14 protein-coding genes are annotated in these 16,714 nt (G+C 64.4%); 8 read left to right on the top strand and 6 right to left on the bottom strand.

Annotated elements, in window-relative coordinates:
• Positions 1–14 precede the first annotated feature (14 nt).
• A complete protein-coding gene (locus tag L6D80_RS05210; protein ID WP_176512848.1) occupies positions 15–1,385 on the top strand; it encodes a tetratricopeptide repeat protein in 1,371 nt (456 codons plus the stop codon).
• 3 nt (positions 1,386–1,388) lie between these two features.
• Here L6D80_RS05210 and L6D80_RS05205 read toward each other — a convergent pair whose 3' ends face one another.
• Positions 1,389–2,381, bottom strand: coding sequence for a P1 family peptidase (locus L6D80_RS05205; protein WP_176512847.1), 993 nt, complete (start codon positions 2,379–2,381; stop codon positions 1,389–1,391).
• 374 nt (positions 2,382–2,755) lie between these two features.
• Between L6D80_RS05205 and L6D80_RS05200 the strand changes: the two genes are divergently transcribed.
• The 7 genes from L6D80_RS05200 to L6D80_RS05170 all read left to right on the top strand — a co-directional run bounded on the left by L6D80_RS05200 (position 2,756) and on the right by L6D80_RS05170 (position 11,712).
• On the top strand, positions 2,756–5,167 hold the full coding sequence (locus tag L6D80_RS05200; protein WP_176512846.1) for a TonB-dependent receptor plug domain-containing protein: 2,412 nt from the start codon (positions 2,756–2,758) through the stop codon (positions 5,165–5,167).
• A gap of 61 nt (positions 5,168–5,228) precedes the next feature.
• Positions 5,229–6,572, top strand: a complete 1,344-nt coding sequence (locus L6D80_RS05195) for an LLM class flavin-dependent oxidoreductase (RefSeq protein ID WP_176512845.1) — start codon at positions 5,229–5,231, stop codon at positions 6,570–6,572.
• On the top strand, positions 6,569–7,507 hold the full coding sequence (locus tag L6D80_RS05190) for a 5'/3'-nucleotidase SurE (RefSeq protein WP_054902698.1): 939 nt from the start codon (positions 6,569–6,571) through the stop codon (positions 7,505–7,507). The genes L6D80_RS05195 and L6D80_RS05190 overlap by 4 nt, the downstream gene beginning before the upstream one ends.
• Complete coding sequence (locus L6D80_RS05185) at positions 7,504–8,508, top strand: LLM class flavin-dependent oxidoreductase (RefSeq protein WP_176512844.1); 1,005 nt, start codon at positions 7,504–7,506, stop codon at positions 8,506–8,508. The genes L6D80_RS05190 and L6D80_RS05185 overlap by 4 nt, the downstream gene beginning before the upstream one ends.
• Positions 8,505–9,536 (top strand): LLM class flavin-dependent oxidoreductase, encoded by a 1,032-nt coding sequence (locus L6D80_RS05180; RefSeq protein ID WP_176512843.1) that lies wholly within the window; start codon positions 8,505–8,507, stop codon positions 9,534–9,536. The genes L6D80_RS05185 and L6D80_RS05180 overlap by 4 nt, the downstream gene beginning before the upstream one ends.
• 39 nt (positions 9,537–9,575) lie before the next feature.
• Positions 9,576–10,574 carry an LLM class flavin-dependent oxidoreductase gene (locus L6D80_RS05175; RefSeq protein ID WP_176512842.1) on the top strand — a complete coding sequence of 333 codons (999 nt, stop codon included), beginning with the start codon at positions 9,576–9,578 and terminating at the stop codon, positions 10,572–10,574.
• Entirely contained in the window at positions 10,564–11,712 is a 1,149-nt protein-coding gene (locus L6D80_RS05170; RefSeq protein WP_176512841.1) for an LLM class flavin-dependent oxidoreductase, read from the top strand. The genes L6D80_RS05175 and L6D80_RS05170 overlap by 11 nt, the downstream gene beginning before the upstream one ends.
• Here L6D80_RS05170 and L6D80_RS05165 read toward each other — a convergent pair.
• The 5 genes from L6D80_RS05165 to tssF are packed head-to-tail and all read right to left on the bottom strand — an operon-like array spanning position 11,707 to position 16,708.
• On the bottom strand, positions 11,707–12,894 hold the full coding sequence (locus tag L6D80_RS05165; protein ID WP_176512840.1) for an OmpA family protein: 1,188 nt from the start codon (positions 12,892–12,894) through the stop codon (positions 11,707–11,709). The two genes, L6D80_RS05170 and L6D80_RS05165, sit on opposite strands and share 6 nt — an antisense overlap.
• A 21-nt stretch (positions 12,895–12,915) precedes the next feature.
• The gene (tssE, locus tag L6D80_RS05160) at positions 12,916–13,356 is read right to left on the bottom strand and encodes a type VI secretion system baseplate subunit TssE (RefSeq protein WP_054902692.1); all 441 of its coding nucleotides are present in this window, start codon (positions 13,354–13,356) and stop codon (positions 12,916–12,918) included.
• 4 nt (positions 13,357–13,360) lie between these two features.
• Complete coding sequence (gene tssJ, locus L6D80_RS05155) at positions 13,361–13,897, bottom strand: type VI secretion system lipoprotein TssJ (RefSeq protein WP_176512839.1); 537 nt, start codon at positions 13,895–13,897, stop codon at positions 13,361–13,363.
• On the bottom strand, positions 13,878–14,975 hold the full coding sequence (gene tssG / locus L6D80_RS05150) for a type VI secretion system baseplate subunit TssG (RefSeq protein ID WP_176512838.1): 1,098 nt from the start codon (positions 14,973–14,975) through the stop codon (positions 13,878–13,880). The genes tssJ and tssG overlap by 20 nt, the downstream gene beginning before the upstream one ends.
• Positions 14,939–16,708 (bottom strand): type VI secretion system baseplate subunit TssF, encoded by a 1,770-nt coding sequence (gene tssF / locus L6D80_RS05145; protein WP_176512837.1) that lies wholly within the window; start codon positions 16,706–16,708, stop codon positions 14,939–14,941. The genes tssG and tssF overlap by 37 nt, the downstream gene beginning before the upstream one ends.
• Between the last annotated feature and the right edge of the window lie 6 nt (positions 16,709–16,714).

Raw genomic sequence — 16,714 nt, 5'->3', positions numbered from 1 at the left:
CAGACAGGAATGCTATGTCACTGGACTATCTGGGCAACCCGCTGGACACCGACGACCAGGACGCCCGCCAGGGCCTGAATGACTTCGTCTCGGGCTTTATCGGCTATCACCCCCGGGCCGAAGCCATTCTGGGCTGCGCCGACCGCCACCCCCAATCAGCCCTGAGCAATGCGCTGGCCGGGGTGCTGCTGATGTTCAGTGAATCGCCGCAAGGACCGGGGCTGGCAGAAAAGTACCGGCGCCGGGCCGCGGCCGTAGCGCCAGCTCACCCCCGGGCGGCGCTGTACCTGGACCTGCTGCAAGCCTGGATCGCGGACGACCTGGACCGTGTGCTGGCCCTGAGCGAGCGCCTGCTGGCGGACTTTCCTCGCGACCTGTTCGCCGCCAAGCTCAACCAATATGTGGAGTTCAACCGCGGCAACTGGCCGGCGCTGCTGCGTACCGCGCTCAAGGCGGTACAGGCGGCACCGGATATCGCCCAGAGCCACGGCATGCTGGCCTTCGCCTATGAGCAATGCCACCTGCTCGACGACGCCGAGGCCAGCGCGCGCCAGGCCCTGGCGATCCAGGCCGATGAACCCTGGGCCCAGCATGCGCTGGCCCATGTGATGCTCACCGAAGGCCGGATCGAGGAAGGGATCGCATTTCTGGAAAGCGTCAGCAAGCACTGGGACGGCTTGAACTCCTTCATGTACACCCACAACTGGTGGCATCTGGCGTTGTTCTACCTCGCACGGGGCGAACAAGCGCGGGTGTTGGCGATCTACGACCAGCACGTGTGGGGGATTCTGCCGGAGTACTCCCAGGACCAGATTGGCGCGGTATCGCTGCTGGCACGGCTGGAGCTGGCGGGTATCGATGTGGGCCAGCGCTGGCAGGCATTGGCGCCCTACCTGCAAAAGCGCCACGGCGACACGGTGCAACCGTTCCTCAGCCTGCAATACCTCTATGGCCTGGCCCGAGCCGAACAGCCGCAGGCGCAGCAACTGTTCGAAGCCCTGCATCAGCGTAGCCGTGAAGCACCTGCTTTCAGCCGCGCGGTCTGGGCCGAGGTGACCCTGCCGGTGGCCGAAGCGCTGCTAAGCCATGCCCGCGGCGATTACGCGCGGTCTGCCCGGCTGCTGGCCAGCAGCCTGCCGCGCCTCAACGAAATCGGCGGCAGCCATGCCCAGCGCGATCTGTTCGCCCAGATCGAGCTGGACGCACGCTTACGGGCAGGCGATTGGGAAGTGGCACAGCAGACGCTGGAATTGCGCCGCCGCTACGACAACCTGGATGTGCCAACCAACCGCAGCCTCGAACGGGTGTACCACGCCTTGCACCTACCAGGCCTGGCGGCCCAGGCCCGGCAACGGGTCGAGCAGGGCCTTGCGCGCGTGCGCTGATGCTCATCGGCGGGCAGCGTGCACCCCACGGGCAATGGCCCGGGCCACACAGTCCGCCGCAGCGGAGCCGACACTGCCGATCTGCACCTGACGCCAGGCGCCACTACCCAGTTCCACCGCACCAGAGGCCAAGGCGAACACGGTATCGCCGTCGAACGGCAGGTGCGCCGGGCGCACTGCCCGGGCGATACCGTCCTGGGCCATGATCGCCACCCGCTTGCACTCGGCAGTACTCAGCCTGGCGGTGCTGGCCACCACCACCAGGGTCGTGTTGGCCCCGGCCTGCAGGCGGCCCATGGCGTCCAGCCGCGACAGCTCGGGGATCGGGTCGCTGCAATCCTGATCGCCCACGGGCCGTGCGCCGCCGAATTCGCCGGCAATCTCCCACGGCCAGGCCCAGAAGGTCTTGCCATCGGGCATGTATACCGACCCGATGGGGTTGGCGACCGCCAGTGCGGCGACCACCAGGCCATCGCCCAAGTCCAGCGAGGCGGTGCCCAGGCCGCCCTTGAGCACGCCCGCCATGGCGCCGCGGCCGGCACCGACCGCGCCCTGGGCGACGTCCTGGCCGGCGTTGGCCAGCGCTTCGAAACCGAGGCGGCGGTAAGGCGGCTCCAGGCCCCATTGTTTATCCCCTCCATTGGCCAGGTCGTGGAGCACGGCGCACGGCACGATGGGAATGGCCGGGGCACCGGCTTTGAGGTGCAGGCCGATGCCCTCGGCGGACAACGCCGCAGCCACGCCGTCCGCCGCGCCCAGGCCAAACACCGAACCGCCGGCAAACACCAGGGCGTGCAATTGGCCAACCATGTTTTCTGGCTCCAAAGCCGCCGACTCGCGCCCGCCTGGGCCGCCGCCGCGGATATCGACACTGGCTGTCCAGACGGCATCGGTGCGGATCACCGTGACACCGGTGTCGACCCGGGTATCGGTGGCGTGGCCAACGGTCAGGCCTGGTATGTCAGTGAGGGCATTGCGGGGACCGGGGAACGGCATGTGCAGGCATCCTTGGAAAGCGAAAGGTGGTGGTGGCAGGGGTGGAGCAAGTGATGTGCCAGTGGCCGGCTTTCGTGCCACCGATGACGTCCTTGTCGCCTGCAGGCCAGCGCCCGCAAGGTCTGGCGTAACGCACATCGCCCGGGCGTGGGCGTGTCGACGAAGCAGCCTGGGCGAGCCCCCTCTGCGGCACTGTAGAAAAACCAACACCCTGCCCTGTTCATCGCTGAAAAATCACCAGCCAGCCGCCCCAACCGCCAGCAATGCACTGTTTTAAAAGCCTTTTCTCGGCTGGCACAGCCCTTGCTCCTGTGCTCTCACCAGAGCTTGCCCCAACAAGCCGCCTCTACTGACCTCATCGGAGTAAGCCCCTCATGCGTTCCTCGCCTCGCAGCGCCTTGCGCCCGCCCCATAAAGTATTCGCCTACAGCTTGCTGTTCCTCGCCCTCAGCGAAGCAGCCCCGGTCCTCGCTGCAGACAACCCGCTGGACACCGTGGTGGTGGTCGGCAACCGCGGCCAGGCCCGTACCCTGGCCGAGAGCCCCTCCCCGGTCGATGTGATTTCCTCCAAGCAATTGCTCGCCACCGGCCAAGGCGACCTGACCAAGGCCCTGAGCCGGGTACTGCCATCGCTTAACCAGCCCGCCTCGTCCGGCTTCGGCTCCACCTCGGTGGTCCGGCCCATCAGCCTACGCGGCCTGAATGGCGACCAGGTACTGGTGCTGGTCAACGGCAAGCGCCGGCACAACAGTGCCCTGCTCAATAACGGCACCTACCTCAACTCCGGCTCGCAGCCGGTCGACCTGGACATGATCCCCACCGCGCTGGTGGACCATGTGGAGGTCCTGCGTGATGGTGCTTCGGCGCAGTATGGCTCCGACGCCATCGGTGGCGTGGTCAACATCGTGCTGAAGCAGACCGACAACGGCGGCAGCGTCTCCACCACCTACGGGCAGAACTACGAAAATGGCGACGGCGAGACCGTACGCCAGACCGGCAATGTCGGCCTTGCCCTGCCCAACGACGGCTTCATCAACCTTGCCCTGGATGTGAAGAAACAGAAGGTCTCCGACCGCTCCGACAACGCGCCGTACACCGACAGCGCCGGCAACACCAGCCTTCAGCACACCTACTACGGCACCGGTCTGCCAGAAGCGCGCAACTTCAGCCTGGGCTACAACGCCGAGCTGCCGATCAACGATGCCTTGAGCCTTTACTCCTTCTCCACCTACACCCGCCGCAACTCCGAAAAGCCGCTGGCATTCCACCAGCCGGCCAGCTTCGACGGCATTGCCACGCCCTTCCCGGAGGGGGTGGAAGATACCCTGCGCTTCATCGAAAACGACTTTCAGGTGGCCTTCGGTGGCAAGGGCACGGCGCTGGGCTGGGACTATGACCTGTCCAGTACTTACGGCCAGGACCATGCCGAAGCCACCCTGCGCCACACCTACAACCTGAGCTACGGCGCCGATTCGCCGACCTCGGTGGACACCGGCGTGAAGACCTTCAGCCAGTGGACCAACAACCTCGACCTGACCCGCGCCTTCGACCTTGGCCTGGCCAAGCCCACGCAAATTTCCTGGGGCCTGGAGCAGCGTTACGAGAACTACAAGATCGGCAAGGGTGACTACGCCTCCTACGCCAGCGGCCCCTTCACCACCGGTGCCAGCGGCAACCCGATCGCGCCGGGCACCATTTCCGGTGCTGGCACCACCCCGCAGGACGCCGCCGAGAAAGGCCGCACCAGCCTCGGCGGCTACGCGGAGATCGGCCAGGACCTGACGGACAAATGGCACGTGGACCTGGCCGGTCGCTACGAGCACTACAACGACGGGTCCGGCACCACCACCAATGGCAAGTTCTCCACCCGCTACCAGCTGACCCCGATACTCGCCGCGCGCGGCACCTTCAGCACCGGGTTCCGCGCACCGTCGCTGGCCCAGCAGATCTACAGCTCCACCTCCCAGAGCAACGTCAACGGCAACCTGATCGACTACCGCAACGTCGCGGTCGATTCCGCAGTGGCCAAGGCGCTTGGTGCCTCCACCCTGAAGCCGGAGAAGTCCACCAACATCAGCGTCGGCCTGACCCTGCAACCGAGCGACAACACCTCGGTCACCCTCGACGCCTACCAGATCAAGATCAAGGACCGTATCGCCCAGACCGGTTACCTCGGCGGCACCCCGCAGATCGACGCCATCCTCGCCGCTGCGGGCTTGGCCACCAATCAGTCGGTGACCTACTTCACCAACGCCCTGGACACCACCACCCGTGGCATCGACTTGGTGGGCGATTACCGCCAGGACCTCCAGGCCTGGGGTGGCCTGCGCTATAGCCTGGGCTTCAACTGGAACACCACCCAGATCGATGACATCCATGCCTCCTCGGTTGCCCAGCAGGCCCTCGGCCCAACCGGCGGCTACGACCGCCAGCGCCAGGGCAACCTCAAGCACGGCCTGCCGGAATCCAAGCTGCTGCTGGGCGCCACCTGGACCTTCAAGCAACTGGAGCTGAGCCTGAACCTGACCCGCTACGGCGAGTACACCCAGTACGGCACGCTGCAAGCCTACGACCGCACCTTCTCGCCGGCCTGGATCACCGACCTCAACCTGGACTACCACCTGACCAAGGACCTGACCCTGACCGCCGGGGCCAACAACCTGTTCAACAAGTACCCGGAGCGCACCAACCTGCCGAGCAGTTCGGGTGCCTTCCCCTACGGCAACTTCTCGCCCTACGGCACCACGGGCGGCTACTGGTACACCGGCCTGACCTACAACTTCTGATCGCGGCCCTGCCCGCCGTGCGGTGGGCGGGGCATCAACCCAATCACGGGAGCCTGTACCCATGACCCGTCGCACCGACCAACTGAAGCTGGGGGCGTTTCTCGCCAACAGCGGACACCATGTCGCCGCCTGGCGTCACCCGCTCGCCCAGGCCGATGCCAGCCTGGATTTCGACCATTTCAAAGCCATCGCCCGCAGTGCCGAACGGGGCCGGTTCGATGCACTGTTCGTCGCCGATGTGGTAGCGCTATGGGGCCATCACCTGGACGCACTGAGCCGCACTGCCCGCGGTGAGCACTTCGAGCCGTTGACATTGATGGCCGCGCTGGCAGCGGTCACCGACAACATTGGCCTGATCGCCACCGCCACTACCAGCTACAACGAGCCGTACCATATCGCCCGCAAGTTCGCCTCGCTCGATCACCTTTCCAAAGGCCGCGCCGCTTGGAACCTTGTCACCTCGGTGGTCTCCGACGAGGCCTGGAACTTCGGCAGGGAAACCCACATCGAGCACACTGACCGCTACCAGCGCGCCGAAGAGTTTCATGACGTGGTCAAGGGCCTGTGGGACAGCTGGGACGACGATGCCTTTGTCCGCGACAAAGCCAGCGGCCAGTATTTCGATCCGAACAAGCTCCACACCCTCAACCACCGTGGTGAACACTTCTCGGTCCGCGGGCCGCTGAACGTTGCGCGGCCGCCCCAAGGCCACCCGGTCCTGGTCCAAGCCGGTGCCTCGGAGTCCGGCAAAGCCCTGGCTGCGCGGGTCGCCGAGGTGATCTTCGCCGCCCATCATCAACTGCCGGCAGCGCAGGCGTTCTACCAGGACATCAAGGCGCGTGCCGCCGCGCTGGGCCGCGACCCCGACCACATCAAGATCCTGCCCGGTGTCACCCCGTTCATTGGCCAAACCCGCGAGCAGGCCCAGGCGCTGTTCGAAGAGTTCCAGGCGCTGATAGATCCGGTTCTCGGCCTGCGCCTGCTGGCCGACACCCTGGGTGAGGACATCGACCTGTCCGGGTTCGACCTAGACGGCCCACTGCCCGATACCCCGCCCGGCCAGCGCGGCAGCCGCCGCGAGCAAGTGCTGGACCTGGCCCGAAACGAGAACCTGACGATTCGCCAGTTGTACTTGCGCCTGGCCGGTGGTAACCCGGTGATCGGCACCGCCGAAGACATCGCCGACAGTTTCGAAACCTGGTTTCAGGCACGTGCCTGCGATGGCTTCAATGTGTTCTTCCCGTATTTCCCAGGTTCCATCGATGTCTTCGTCGACAAGGTGATCCCGCTGTTGCAGGCACGTGGGCTGTTTCGCCACGAATACGAAGGCCGCACCCTGCGGGAAAACCTCGGCCTGCCACGGCCGACCAACCGCTTCAGCCGCCCGGCGCAGGTGCCGGCATGAAGAGGCTGCCCTGCCTGCTGCTGGCCCTGTGCGGCCTGGCCGCCAGCCCGGCCTTCGCCTTGAATATTCTGTTGAGCAACGACGACGGTTACCGCCATCCGAATATTCGCGCGCTGTACACCGCCCTGAAGGCCGCCGGGCATCACGTGAAGATCGCTGCGCCGCAAAGCGAACAGAGCGCTCGGGGTGGCGCTTTTCTCTATGGCCGCGAGGTCACCGTGGGCCGCGACAACGATCCCGCCTACCCGGACAGCTACTACATCAGTACCCACGAAACCGGCCTGTGCAGCAGCGAGGCCTGCGCCGGCCAGCAGGTTCAGATCGAGATCAGCGGCACGCCCGTCATGGCGCTGTTGATGGGTTTGAAAAAGATATTGCCGGCGCCGGACCTGGTGATCGTTGGGCCGAACCCCGGCAACAACGTGGGCGCCATCAACGCAGCTTCCGGCACCTTCAACGCCGCCAGCGTCGCCGTCCGTTCGGGCTATCCGGCGCTGGCGGTGAGCACCGACCTCAAGGACAAGGACCCGCAGCGGATCGCTGCCCTCGTGGTCAAGCTGGTGGACGCCCTGGACCGCCATCGCCAGCCCGACGGCAAGCTGCTGCCGAGCGGGCTGGGGCTGAACGTCAACGTCCCCGCCGACAGCGCGATCAAGGGCGTGCGCCTGACGCGCATCGGTAGCTATGTCGGCTTCGACCCCCTGTACACCGACGACCTCGCGCCGCTCTTTCCCGCCCTCGCCGGCAAACCTGGCATCAGCTTTCAGTACAGCCCGCCAGCCACCTCGGCACAGCAGGACGATGAAGCGGTCTGGCTGGCCAGGGGGTATCTGACCATCAGCCCGTTCAACGGCCTGTTGGAGTCCACCGACCTCGCCGGGGCGGCGCAAGCGCTGACCGCTCTGCCCCTCATTCCACAGGAGAAGCAGCCATGAGTGGCGGATTTTCCCTCGGCTTTCTCAGCCGGGTGTACCAGCCCGAATACCACCCGCGGGTCTACCGTGAAACCATCGAATTGTTCCAGGCCGCCGAGGCGCTGGGCTTCGACAGCGGCTGGTTGGCCCAGCATCATTTTGCCAGTGAACAGGGGCGTTTACCGTCGCCGCTGGTGCTACTGTCGGCGGTCGCCCAGCGCACCCGACGCATCAGCCTGGGCACCGGGATCATCGTGTTGCCGCAGGAGCCAGCGCTACGGCTGGCCGAAGACGCCGCCGTGCTCGACCTGCTGAGCAACGGGCGGCTGGAGCTGGGGCTGGGCGCAGGCTTCGACCCGGACACCTTCAGTGCCTTCGGCCGCGAGCACGAACAGCGCCACCGCGATTACGAAAACAACCTCAAACAGCTACAAACGGCCTTGGGCAACGGCCCCCTGAATGCCGAGGGGCTGCGCCTGCAGCCTCAGCCGGCCGGCCTTGGCGGGCGCCTGTGGGAAGCCACCTCGCGGGTGGAACTGGTCTCGGCCCGCGGCAACGGCCTGATCATGGCACCCAATCCACACCTGCCTGCGCACGCCGGAATCGAAGCAGTGCGACGCTATCGCGACGCCTGGACCGGCGACAACGGCACCCCGCCACGCATCGCCCGGGTGCAGGGCGTCTTCCCCCTGGCCCACAGCGATGCGCTGCGTCAGGACATTCACACCTACCTCAAGCGCCAGCAGCTTATCGGCGTCTATCAAGGCCCGCTGGACGGCGACTTCAATGAAACGCTGCACCGCCTCGGCGTCCTCCATGGCTCGGCGCAGGCCATCGTGGAGGGCCTCCAGGCCGGGCCGCAACTGGGCAGCCACGATCACCTGATCGTCCAGGTACAGACCGCCAGCACGCCACTGCGCGAGGCCATTCGCGCCCTGCAAGTCATCGCCGAACAGATTGCGCCGGCCCTCGGCTGGCGCCCCGGCGTTGCCCGTCCTACCAAGGAGCTGTCCCTGTCATGACTGCCGCAACTCCCCGCCCACCGTTCAAGCTGGGCTTTCTTACCCATGCCTTTGGGGAAGACCCGCATCAGGTCTACCAGGACCTGCTGGAGCAATTCGACGTTGCCCAAACCCTCGGCTTCGATGGAGGCTGGATCGCTCAGCATCACCTGAGCAACGGCTTTGGCCGCTTACCTTCGCCGCTGCTGGCACTTGCTGCAGTGGCCGAACGTACCCGGCATATCGAGCTGGGTACCGCCGTCACCGTACTGCCCTTCGAAGACCCGGTGCGGCTGGCCGAGGACGCCAGTGTGTTCGACCAGCTCAGCGGGGGACGCGTGCAACTGGGGCTGGGCAGCGGCGGCGCCAACCTGGACAGTTTCAGCGCCTTCGCGCGTGATCCCGAACAGCGCCAGGCACGCTTTGCCGAAGATCAACAACGGTTGCAGGCGCTGCTCGGTGGCCAGGCACTGCGCACCGGCAGCGAACTGACCCTGCAGCCGCCAGCGCCCGGCCTGGCGCGACGGCTGTGGCACTCCCACGCCAGCCTGGAAGGTGCCCGTTATACTGCAAGCCAAGGCAACGGCTTTCTGCTCGGCACGGCGACCCATGACCCGCTGACCGTGCAGAAACCCTTGGCCGATGCGTACCTGGCCGCCTGGGACCACCCCACCGAGAAGCCCCGCATCGGCGTGGTCCGCGCGGTCTTCCCGGCCGTCGACCAGGCCACCGCCCAAGCCGAGCTGGCGGTGGATATCGAACGCCATGTGCCGCGGCTGCAACGTGAGGGCCTGATTGACCAGGCCATCGACCTGCAAGAGCACCTGCGCCTGCTCAACGTCCATCACGGGCATCCCGACGAGGTCATCCACAGCCTGCGTAACGACCCTGCGTTGCTACCCTATGCCGATTACCTGATCGTCGTGGTCCAGGCCGAAAGTTCCACCCAGGCCCAGGTGCTCGAGCGTTTGCAGATCATCGCCCAGCAGATCGCCCCGGCTTTGGGTTGGCAACCGCGGTCTACCCAGGCCAGGGCGACGGTGGGATGATGACCCGTCCTTCGTCTTTCTCTGTCCCGGAGCCCGCGCATGGCCCTTGAATTCAGTTGGCAGATGCCATTTTGCAGCCCGGTGCCAACGCCTGGGCAATGGATTCAACTGGCGCAGGCGGTGGAATATGCAGGCATCGACGGCCTGTGGATCCCGGGTGGCGCGCCCTGCGCCGACAGCCTCGGCGTGGCGGCTGCGCTGTGTGCCCATACCCGCCATGTGCAACTAACCGTCAGCGTGCCGGCAGAAGTAATGCTGCCGGCTGCACTGGCCAGCACGCTGCAGAGCCTGCAGTCCATCAGTGCCAACCGGATTCGCCTGCACCTGCCGGACAGCGAACAGCACAGCCTGCGCAAGACCTTCGGCGAATGGCTCAACCGCGATCAGCGCAGCGAGCGGATTGGCGAATACCTGGAGATCCTCGAGCGCCTGCTGAGCCCCAATGAAGGGGGGTTCAACTACAGCGGCCGTTACTTCCAGCTGGAGAACGCTGGCTTCGCCAAGCGCCCGCTGCCCGCGCCGCCATTGATACTCGATGGCAGCCAGAATGCCGCCCTGATCGCCGCCCATGCTCACCTGTGCCTGCTGCCGTCCGCGCCACCGGGTTGGCTGGAACAGGAAATTTCCCGGCTCCGGGAGGGGTCCACCGGGCGCCTGGGCTTTGCCAGCTCATTCGGCCTGATCCAGGGTGACAGCGAAGAGCAGGCCTGGGACGCTGCCGCCCGGCAACTGGCGGCTGACGTCCAGGCCCAACCCTGCGGCGCGCCGATGCGCCGGTTGACGCGCAACCGGCATCCACTGCGGCAGTTCGAAATTCACCCAAATTTGCTGCAGCTGCGGCCCGGTCAGCCGCTGTACCTGGTGGGCACCGCGCAGCAAATCGCCACGCGCCTGCAGGAACTGCACGGCGTGGGCATCGAACAGATCATCATCCAGGACCAGCCGGCCGTCAGTGAAGTGCTGCGCTTCGGCGAGCGTATCCTCCCCCTCCTGCATGGCCAGGGCTTGCGCAAGGAGGGCCAACGACATGGCCAATGAACCCCGCGGCCCGATCGAGCTGGACTGGTTTCTGCCCACCAATGGCGACGGCCGTCACCTGACCAGCAGCGGCCTGCCCAAGGTCGGGCTATTCCAGCAGGGCGAGCGCGAGCCCAACCTCGACTACCTGCGCCAGATCGTGCGCGCCGCCGAGCTGTCGGGCTTCGACGGCATCATGGTGCCCACCGCCAGCGGGTTCGAGGACCCCTGGCTGATCACCGCGGTGCTGGCCCAGGAAGTGCGCCGGTTGCGCTTTCTCCTGACCCTGCGCCCAGGGCTGGAACTGCCCGCCTGGAGCGCGCACCGCGCCGCCACCCTGCAACTGCTCAGCGACAACCGCCTGGACCTGCATGTGGTCAGTGGCTCCAGCCGCTTTGAACAGCGCTCACTTGGCGACTACCTGGAACATGACGAACGCTACGCCCGTACCGATGAATTCCTAGACGCCTTCCAGGCCATCTGGTCCGGTCGCCGACCGCCTCATCACGGGCGCTACTACCGCGGCGGCGGTGACCACCCCATCGACCCAAGGGCGCAGATGCCGGCCATCTATTTTGGTGGCGCCTCCGGTGCCGCAGAGCACGTCGGCGCCGCCCATGCCCAGACCTACCTGATGTGGTGCGAGCCGCCGGCGATGATTGCCGAGCGCATCCTGCGCATGCGCGAACTGGCAGCCACGCGGGGTCGCACCCTGCGCTTCGGATTGCGCGTGCATGTGTTTGCCGCCGCCACTGACGAGGCAGCCTGGAGCCATGTGGAGCGCTTGCTGGAGGAAATTCCCAAGGACGCCATCGACCGGGCGCAATCGCAACTGGCGGCTTATGAATCGGTAGGTCAGTCGCGCCAGACCGGGCTGGTCAAGGGCCGTGGACGCGGTGCACGGGAGCTGGAAGTGTCCGCCAACCTCTGGGCGGGCGTCGGCCTGGTCCGCGGCGGCGCAGGCACGGCACTGGTGGGAAGTTATGAGCAGGTGGCGGAGCGGATTGAGCAGTACCATCAAATTGGGGTGGACTGCTTCATCCTGTCCGGTTTTCCCCACCTGGAGGAAGCGATCCATCTCGGGGCAGAGTTGTTGCCATCGTTGCGGCGCCTGGGCGGACAGGTCTTGAGCCCGGCGGGTAACCGCTACCGCTCATGAGGCCCCGCCACCGTCTGGCGCAGCCCCGCCACCTCTCACCGAACGCCCCCCGGCCTCCAGCTCGCCACATGCAGTGCCTTGTGGCACCAGACGAATGTCCACACGACGATTCTCCGCCCGCCCATCGAAGGTGTCGTTGCTGCTGACCGGCTGGCTAGCCGCGACACCTTGAACAGCAAAACAACTGTCCGGGATGTTCCCCATGCGCTGCATCCAGTCGCGCACGGCTGAAGCACGGGCACGGGACAGGTCGAGATTCCTGGCCGCCTCACCCCGCGCATCCGCATGCCCGGAAATAACGATCAGCCAACCCGGTTGAGCCTTGATGCCAACCAGTGCGTTTATCAGCAGTTTGGTTGAACCGGGCTTCAGTTCGGCACTGCCCGGATCGAACAGATTCAGACTGTCGAGTTGGATCGGCTCAGGCGTGGGGGGCTCGTTGACTCGCCTGGATGCCCATTCTTGCCAGCCCAGCCACCCCACAAAGACACTGGTGACCGTCAGTGTCAGCAACCACGGCAACACCGCGCGCTTCTGCGCCGCTGGCTCGACGACAAAGGTGTACGTCGGTGGTGCTGAGACAACCGCAGCGATCGGAGGGCTAGGCGCTGGCTCGGCTGGTGATGCCCATGGTTGCAACGGAAGCGGCATCGGCACGTCCCTGCTGCCCGACATCCGCTGCATCACGTTGCTAATCTGCTGTCGAAACACCTTCAGCGAAGCCAAGGGGGCTTGACCAAGCCGCTCCAGACGGTGCTCCAGCCGCCCCAACTCAACGGTCAATTCCCTCAGCGTCGCCAGACTCGATCTGCCCCATTCCAGCATTCGAACCAGAGGATGCAGCTGAGCAAACAACCAGGCGATGAGATCCATCCGAGCTGAAGCCTGCAACGGCCACAAGCGCGGCCACTCGTTCGTGAGGGTAGAGAGAAGTGCCACCCCCTCGGTCAAACCAGCGAGCCCGGTACGGTAGCTACGCGCCAGGATAAAGGACACTGCCGTCTGCAGCTCCACCCCGTTCCGTTCGAAGAGCCTCAAGCACAACGCTTCAACTTTTGCCCAGTCAACGTCAGGACACGCGGGATGATCAAGCTTGGCCAACTCGCCGCGCAACACGTTGAACTCATCAAAACTGCCTGGGTCGCCTCCCAGGCGAATTCGCATTTCAAAAAGCGCCGTCATCTGGCCTCCTTGTCCGTAGGTCTATGGCTTGGTGAGATAGCCTTGCTGCTTCAGGTGACGCACAACCACCCTCCCGTCAGGTGCAAGCGTGGTCCCAAAGGTGGCCCGGCTACCGCCCTTGATGTGTACGTCGAGTGCGTATTCCAGATGGCCTGGCCGTCGCTGAGGCAGCAACCCGATGCGTACCTCTGCGAGCCGCGGCTCATACCTGCGCAAGGTGCCTACGATGTCGTTCATCAAATCATGGGCCGAGGCCGGCAACCCCTGTAGAACCGTGCCCATATCCGGCAAGCCATAGTCCGGAAGGTGGGCGAGTGTTCCGGCCCGGCTGTTTAGAATGCGCTGAAGATTGTCCAGCACCGAAAGCGTCAGCTGATCATCATCACTGACCCGATCCAGCTCCAACTCGCCGCTGAAATTCTGCAGCAGCGTTTCGTAAAGCGAAGGGCTTGGTTCGATCATGCGTTCAGTCCTCGCTGCGCGGGCGCAACTTCAAGCGGTTGTCACCCAACTCGACGACCCTGGGCTGGTCCGGGTCGAGGTCATCACGCTGCAAAGTCAGGCGCCACGTGTTTTCCTCCATGTCCGGGTTTCGGAACAAGGCAATCACGACAATGTACTGAGCCTGCCTGTGCAAAGGCGTGCTGAGCTGAGCCGCCGCACCAGGTTTGACCACTACGGCCTTTTCGTTCAACAAGTCGCCACCCAGCACGCGCTCGCCGTGGCTGACCAGATCGTCGTAGGTTGCCTTGTCCAGTGCCTGGTGATCACGCAACTGGTAGACACGCACCAGCACCGGAACGGACAACCCGCTCATCTCGATGCTGTCGGTATTCATCGCTGACCGGCCGGTGAAATCCAGATGCAGTGTTTTGACTTGCTTGTAGAAAACCGCACGGGCCGTAGAAGCGGTACCATCCACAACCTTCTGGGTGAGGCCGCAGCCGCCCAGCAGGGTGGCCAGCGCCACGACCGTGAAGCGTTTAGAAGCGGTACGCCACATGCGCTACCTCCCTGTTGCAAGGATTCAGTTGCAAGCCTTGATAGCGGCCCAGGTTGACTGTGATGGTGGCGGTGTGGGCTGTAGCCTCTTCGCCCGTCGGCAAGCCCAGTACTGCCGTCATTCCCAACCTGACTTGCGTACGGCCCAGTGCCTGCACGGGCAGCAGACGCAGCGGAATCGACAGCTGTAGCTTGGCCGTACAGCGCCACCCCAGGTACACCTCCAGCAGCACCCGCAAGTCGAGCAGCAACTGCCCCCCAGGAAGCCACTCGCGCGCCTCTTCCGGATCATTGGTGTGCAGCAACAGGCGCAACTGGCTGTTCGCATCCGTTCCGACAGCGCCTAGCGGCATGCCTTGGGAAAGACTTACCGGGCTTTTCGTTTCCAGGCTGGCTGGTCGCTCAAGCACGACACGTTGCGGCCAATGCCCGGTGACATGTGCCTCCGTGCTCGGCGCCAGCAGCTTGACCAACGCGCCAATGCCCTCAGCGTTGCGGGTCGGCAAGCGCATCACGCTGAGCAATGCCAAAAAGCGAGACATGGGCGTGGCGATACGCTCGGCAGTACCGGGTACTCCAAGGCCGATCAAGCCCAACAGGCACTGTGATGTCGCATCGCTACCGCCCGCCTCAAAGGTGGCGGGATACGAGTATTTGCGCCAGATCCGATAGAACTGGGTGAACACCCGATGGTTGAAGATATCGAGAAACGCCTCTACAGCTTCGTGGCCCTCACGGCGCTGGGCGATGTCGTCCAGATAGGCGGTGGGCAGCGGCGAATCGACGCCGTACAAGCCCAGTAGCCGCGTTCGTATCGTTATAGGGCGTTCGGGACAGGCGTCGTCGAACTCTATGGCCTTCAGCTCACTGGCGGGAAAGCCCATGCCTGGGTCGGGCCGAAAGCGGACCCCATCATCAACCGGGTGTGTGGTACTGCCCAGCGGTGGATGATCGGCCAGTACCTGCTCCACCAACTGGCAGACGCGATACACGTTGGCCGAGGCAACCTGCCCCTCCAGCACCTGCAAAAGCCCTTCTGCCTTCAGCCTGGAATACGCTGACTGTGATGTTCGCTCCATCGCAGGCACCTCCCCGTCGGTTGCAGGATCAACGTCAGTTGCGTGCACAAGTGAATGTCGGCATACAGCGCGAAGAACCGGCTGAGCATTTCACCGAACAGGCAGATGTCCCCCTCCCCCGAAAAACCATTGCTGTCGAGCGTCACCTCGATATCCACGCCGCGCAGCAGGAACCCTTTTTCGAACCGCTGGATAAGGTGATGCCTGACTTCAACGATGGCCTCCAAGCGACGGCGATTGGTTTCACTCCCCGTCCACTCGTACAACGCCAGCGTGCCACGCAGCACTTCGGCACTGTTGAGCATGGGCAAGAAGTTCGAGCCCAGGTGGCTCAGTACCCGCCAGTGGAACCGATCACGATTCGGCGGATAACATGGAAGCGTGGGTGAGGTCAGGTTGCGCACCTGCAGCCCGGCCTGGGTAGATTGCGCGGCAGTGTCGAGCAATGTACTGCGCAGGGCCTTGCGCGGCAGTTGGCCATTGGTCCCGGTAAGGCGCAGTGACAGGCTTTTGCGCTTGAGCAGCACATCGTTGTCAAAGCCTTCCCCGCCCAGGATCAGCCAGGTGTCATGAAGACCATTGGCGCCCTGCCTGAGGCGGGTATGAAAATACCGCTCCGGGGCTTCATCGCGGAGCATGCCACCCTTGTGGCGAAAGCTGCTGAAAGGCACGTAGTCCTGACGGACACTGTTTTTCGAACCGAAGACCCTGTCTACGGAATAGATTTCCGTGTGCCCGTCCTGCAGCCGCATGGGGCGAAGCAGGTATTCGTTCTGCAGTGGGTCCAGGTTGAGCGGATCCGCATCCAGGGGGAATAAATTGATCACGGGGACCGCATGTAAACGCATGTGCTCCTCGTTGGGCGTGAAGGCATGCGACCAGGCTTCACACAGCACGACATCAAGCTCGAACCCAGTAGCGCCCAGTGGCAATGACAACGATTGCAAACCGCACAGCGTCACGAACATGAATTTTTCGCGGAAGGTGAAGTACTCAAGCAGCAGCTGATAGCCACTGAACGCACTATCACCTTTGGGCCAAAGACGGTCATCGTCAGCGAAGCCCTTGGGCTTGAAGTGGCCTTCAAGTACTTGGCGTTCTGCCTCGCCCGGCATTCGCACATACAGCGCCTGTACCTTCAAGGTCAGTGCTTGATGCAGTGCACTGGCCAATGCAGCATCGGCGTTGAGGTACAGCGGTATCTGAGCAAGATCCAGCCGGCTCCAATCTGCCATCTCCCCGCACAAGAAGCGCAAACGCAGCACCGCACGCCCATCAGGCTTGTGATCAAGCCGCACGGTGTCGAGCGTGAGCGGCTGAAGTGGCAGATCCTGTGTCGTGGAATAGCGGCAGCGGGTACGTTGCGGACCCACTGGCTGAGACAGCACCTGGAACCCCCTGGCAATGGATTCGGTGCCCTTCATCTGGCTGATATCAGGCATAAGCTCAACGATGGCCAGCGAGGGGATGGTGCGCAGGTAGTGAGGCCACAGCAGGCTGACCAGCCCCTCGGTCAGTTCGGGCAAATCGTCGTCCAGTTTTTCGCGCAGGCGCCCCATCAAGAACGCGAAGCCCTCGAACAGGCGCTCCACATAAGGGTCCTGCGCCCCAGGTTTATCCAGATTCAGTTGCGCCGCGCGGTCTGGAAACGCCTGGGCAAATTCTTTACCCGCTTCGCGCAGGTAGCGCATCTCGGCATCGAAGTACCGTAGGGTTGGGTTGTCCTTACTCAAAACAGG

The organism is Pseudomonas ceruminis (assembly GCF_021602025.1).
GTDB classification, from domain to species: Bacteria; Pseudomonadota; Gammaproteobacteria; order Pseudomonadales; family Pseudomonadaceae; genus Aquipseudomonas; species Aquipseudomonas ceruminis.
Note: the sequence above shows the minus strand (reverse complement) of the source record. Positions and strands in the feature narration are given on the sequence as shown.

Bases quoted from the DNA above. Each gene is read 5' to 3' on its own strand.
- tssG (WP_176512838.1), bottom strand. From the start codon at position 14,975: ATGGAGCGAACATCACAGTCAGCGTATTCCAGGCTGAAGGCAGAAGGG.
- L6D80_RS05185 (WP_176512844.1), top strand. From the start codon at position 7,504: ATGAGTGGCGGATTTTCCCTCGGCTTTCTCAGCCGGGTGTACCAGCCC.
- L6D80_RS05165 (WP_176512840.1), bottom strand. From the start codon at position 12,894: ATGACGGCGCTTTTTGAAATGCGAATTCGCCTGGGAGGCGACCCAGGC.
- L6D80_RS05200 (WP_176512846.1), top strand. From the start codon at position 2,756: ATGCGTTCCTCGCCTCGCAGCGCCTTGCGCCCGCCCCATAAAGTATTC.
- L6D80_RS05190 (WP_054902698.1), top strand. From the start codon at position 6,569: ATGAAGAGGCTGCCCTGCCTGCTGCTGGCCCTGTGCGGCCTGGCCGCC.
- L6D80_RS05205 (WP_176512847.1), bottom strand. From the start codon at position 2,381: ATGCCGTTCCCCGGTCCCCGCAATGCCCTCACTGACATACCAGGCCTG.
- L6D80_RS05175 (WP_176512842.1), top strand. From the start codon at position 9,576: ATGGCCCTTGAATTCAGTTGGCAGATGCCATTTTGCAGCCCGGTGCCA.
- L6D80_RS05170 (WP_176512841.1), top strand. From the start codon at position 10,564: ATGGCCAATGAACCCCGCGGCCCGATCGAGCTGGACTGGTTTCTGCCC.
- L6D80_RS05180 (WP_176512843.1), top strand. From the start codon at position 8,505: ATGACTGCCGCAACTCCCCGCCCACCGTTCAAGCTGGGCTTTCTTACC.
- L6D80_RS05195 (WP_176512845.1), top strand. From the start codon at position 5,229: ATGACCCGTCGCACCGACCAACTGAAGCTGGGGGCGTTTCTCGCCAAC.
- tssJ (WP_176512839.1), bottom strand. From the start codon at position 13,897: ATGTGGCGTACCGCTTCTAAACGCTTCACGGTCGTGGCGCTGGCCACC.
- tssE (WP_054902692.1), bottom strand. From the start codon at position 13,356: ATGATCGAACCAAGCCCTTCGCTTTACGAAACGCTGCTGCAGAATTTC.
- L6D80_RS05210 (WP_176512848.1), top strand. From the start codon at position 15: ATGTCACTGGACTATCTGGGCAACCCGCTGGACACCGACGACCAGGAC.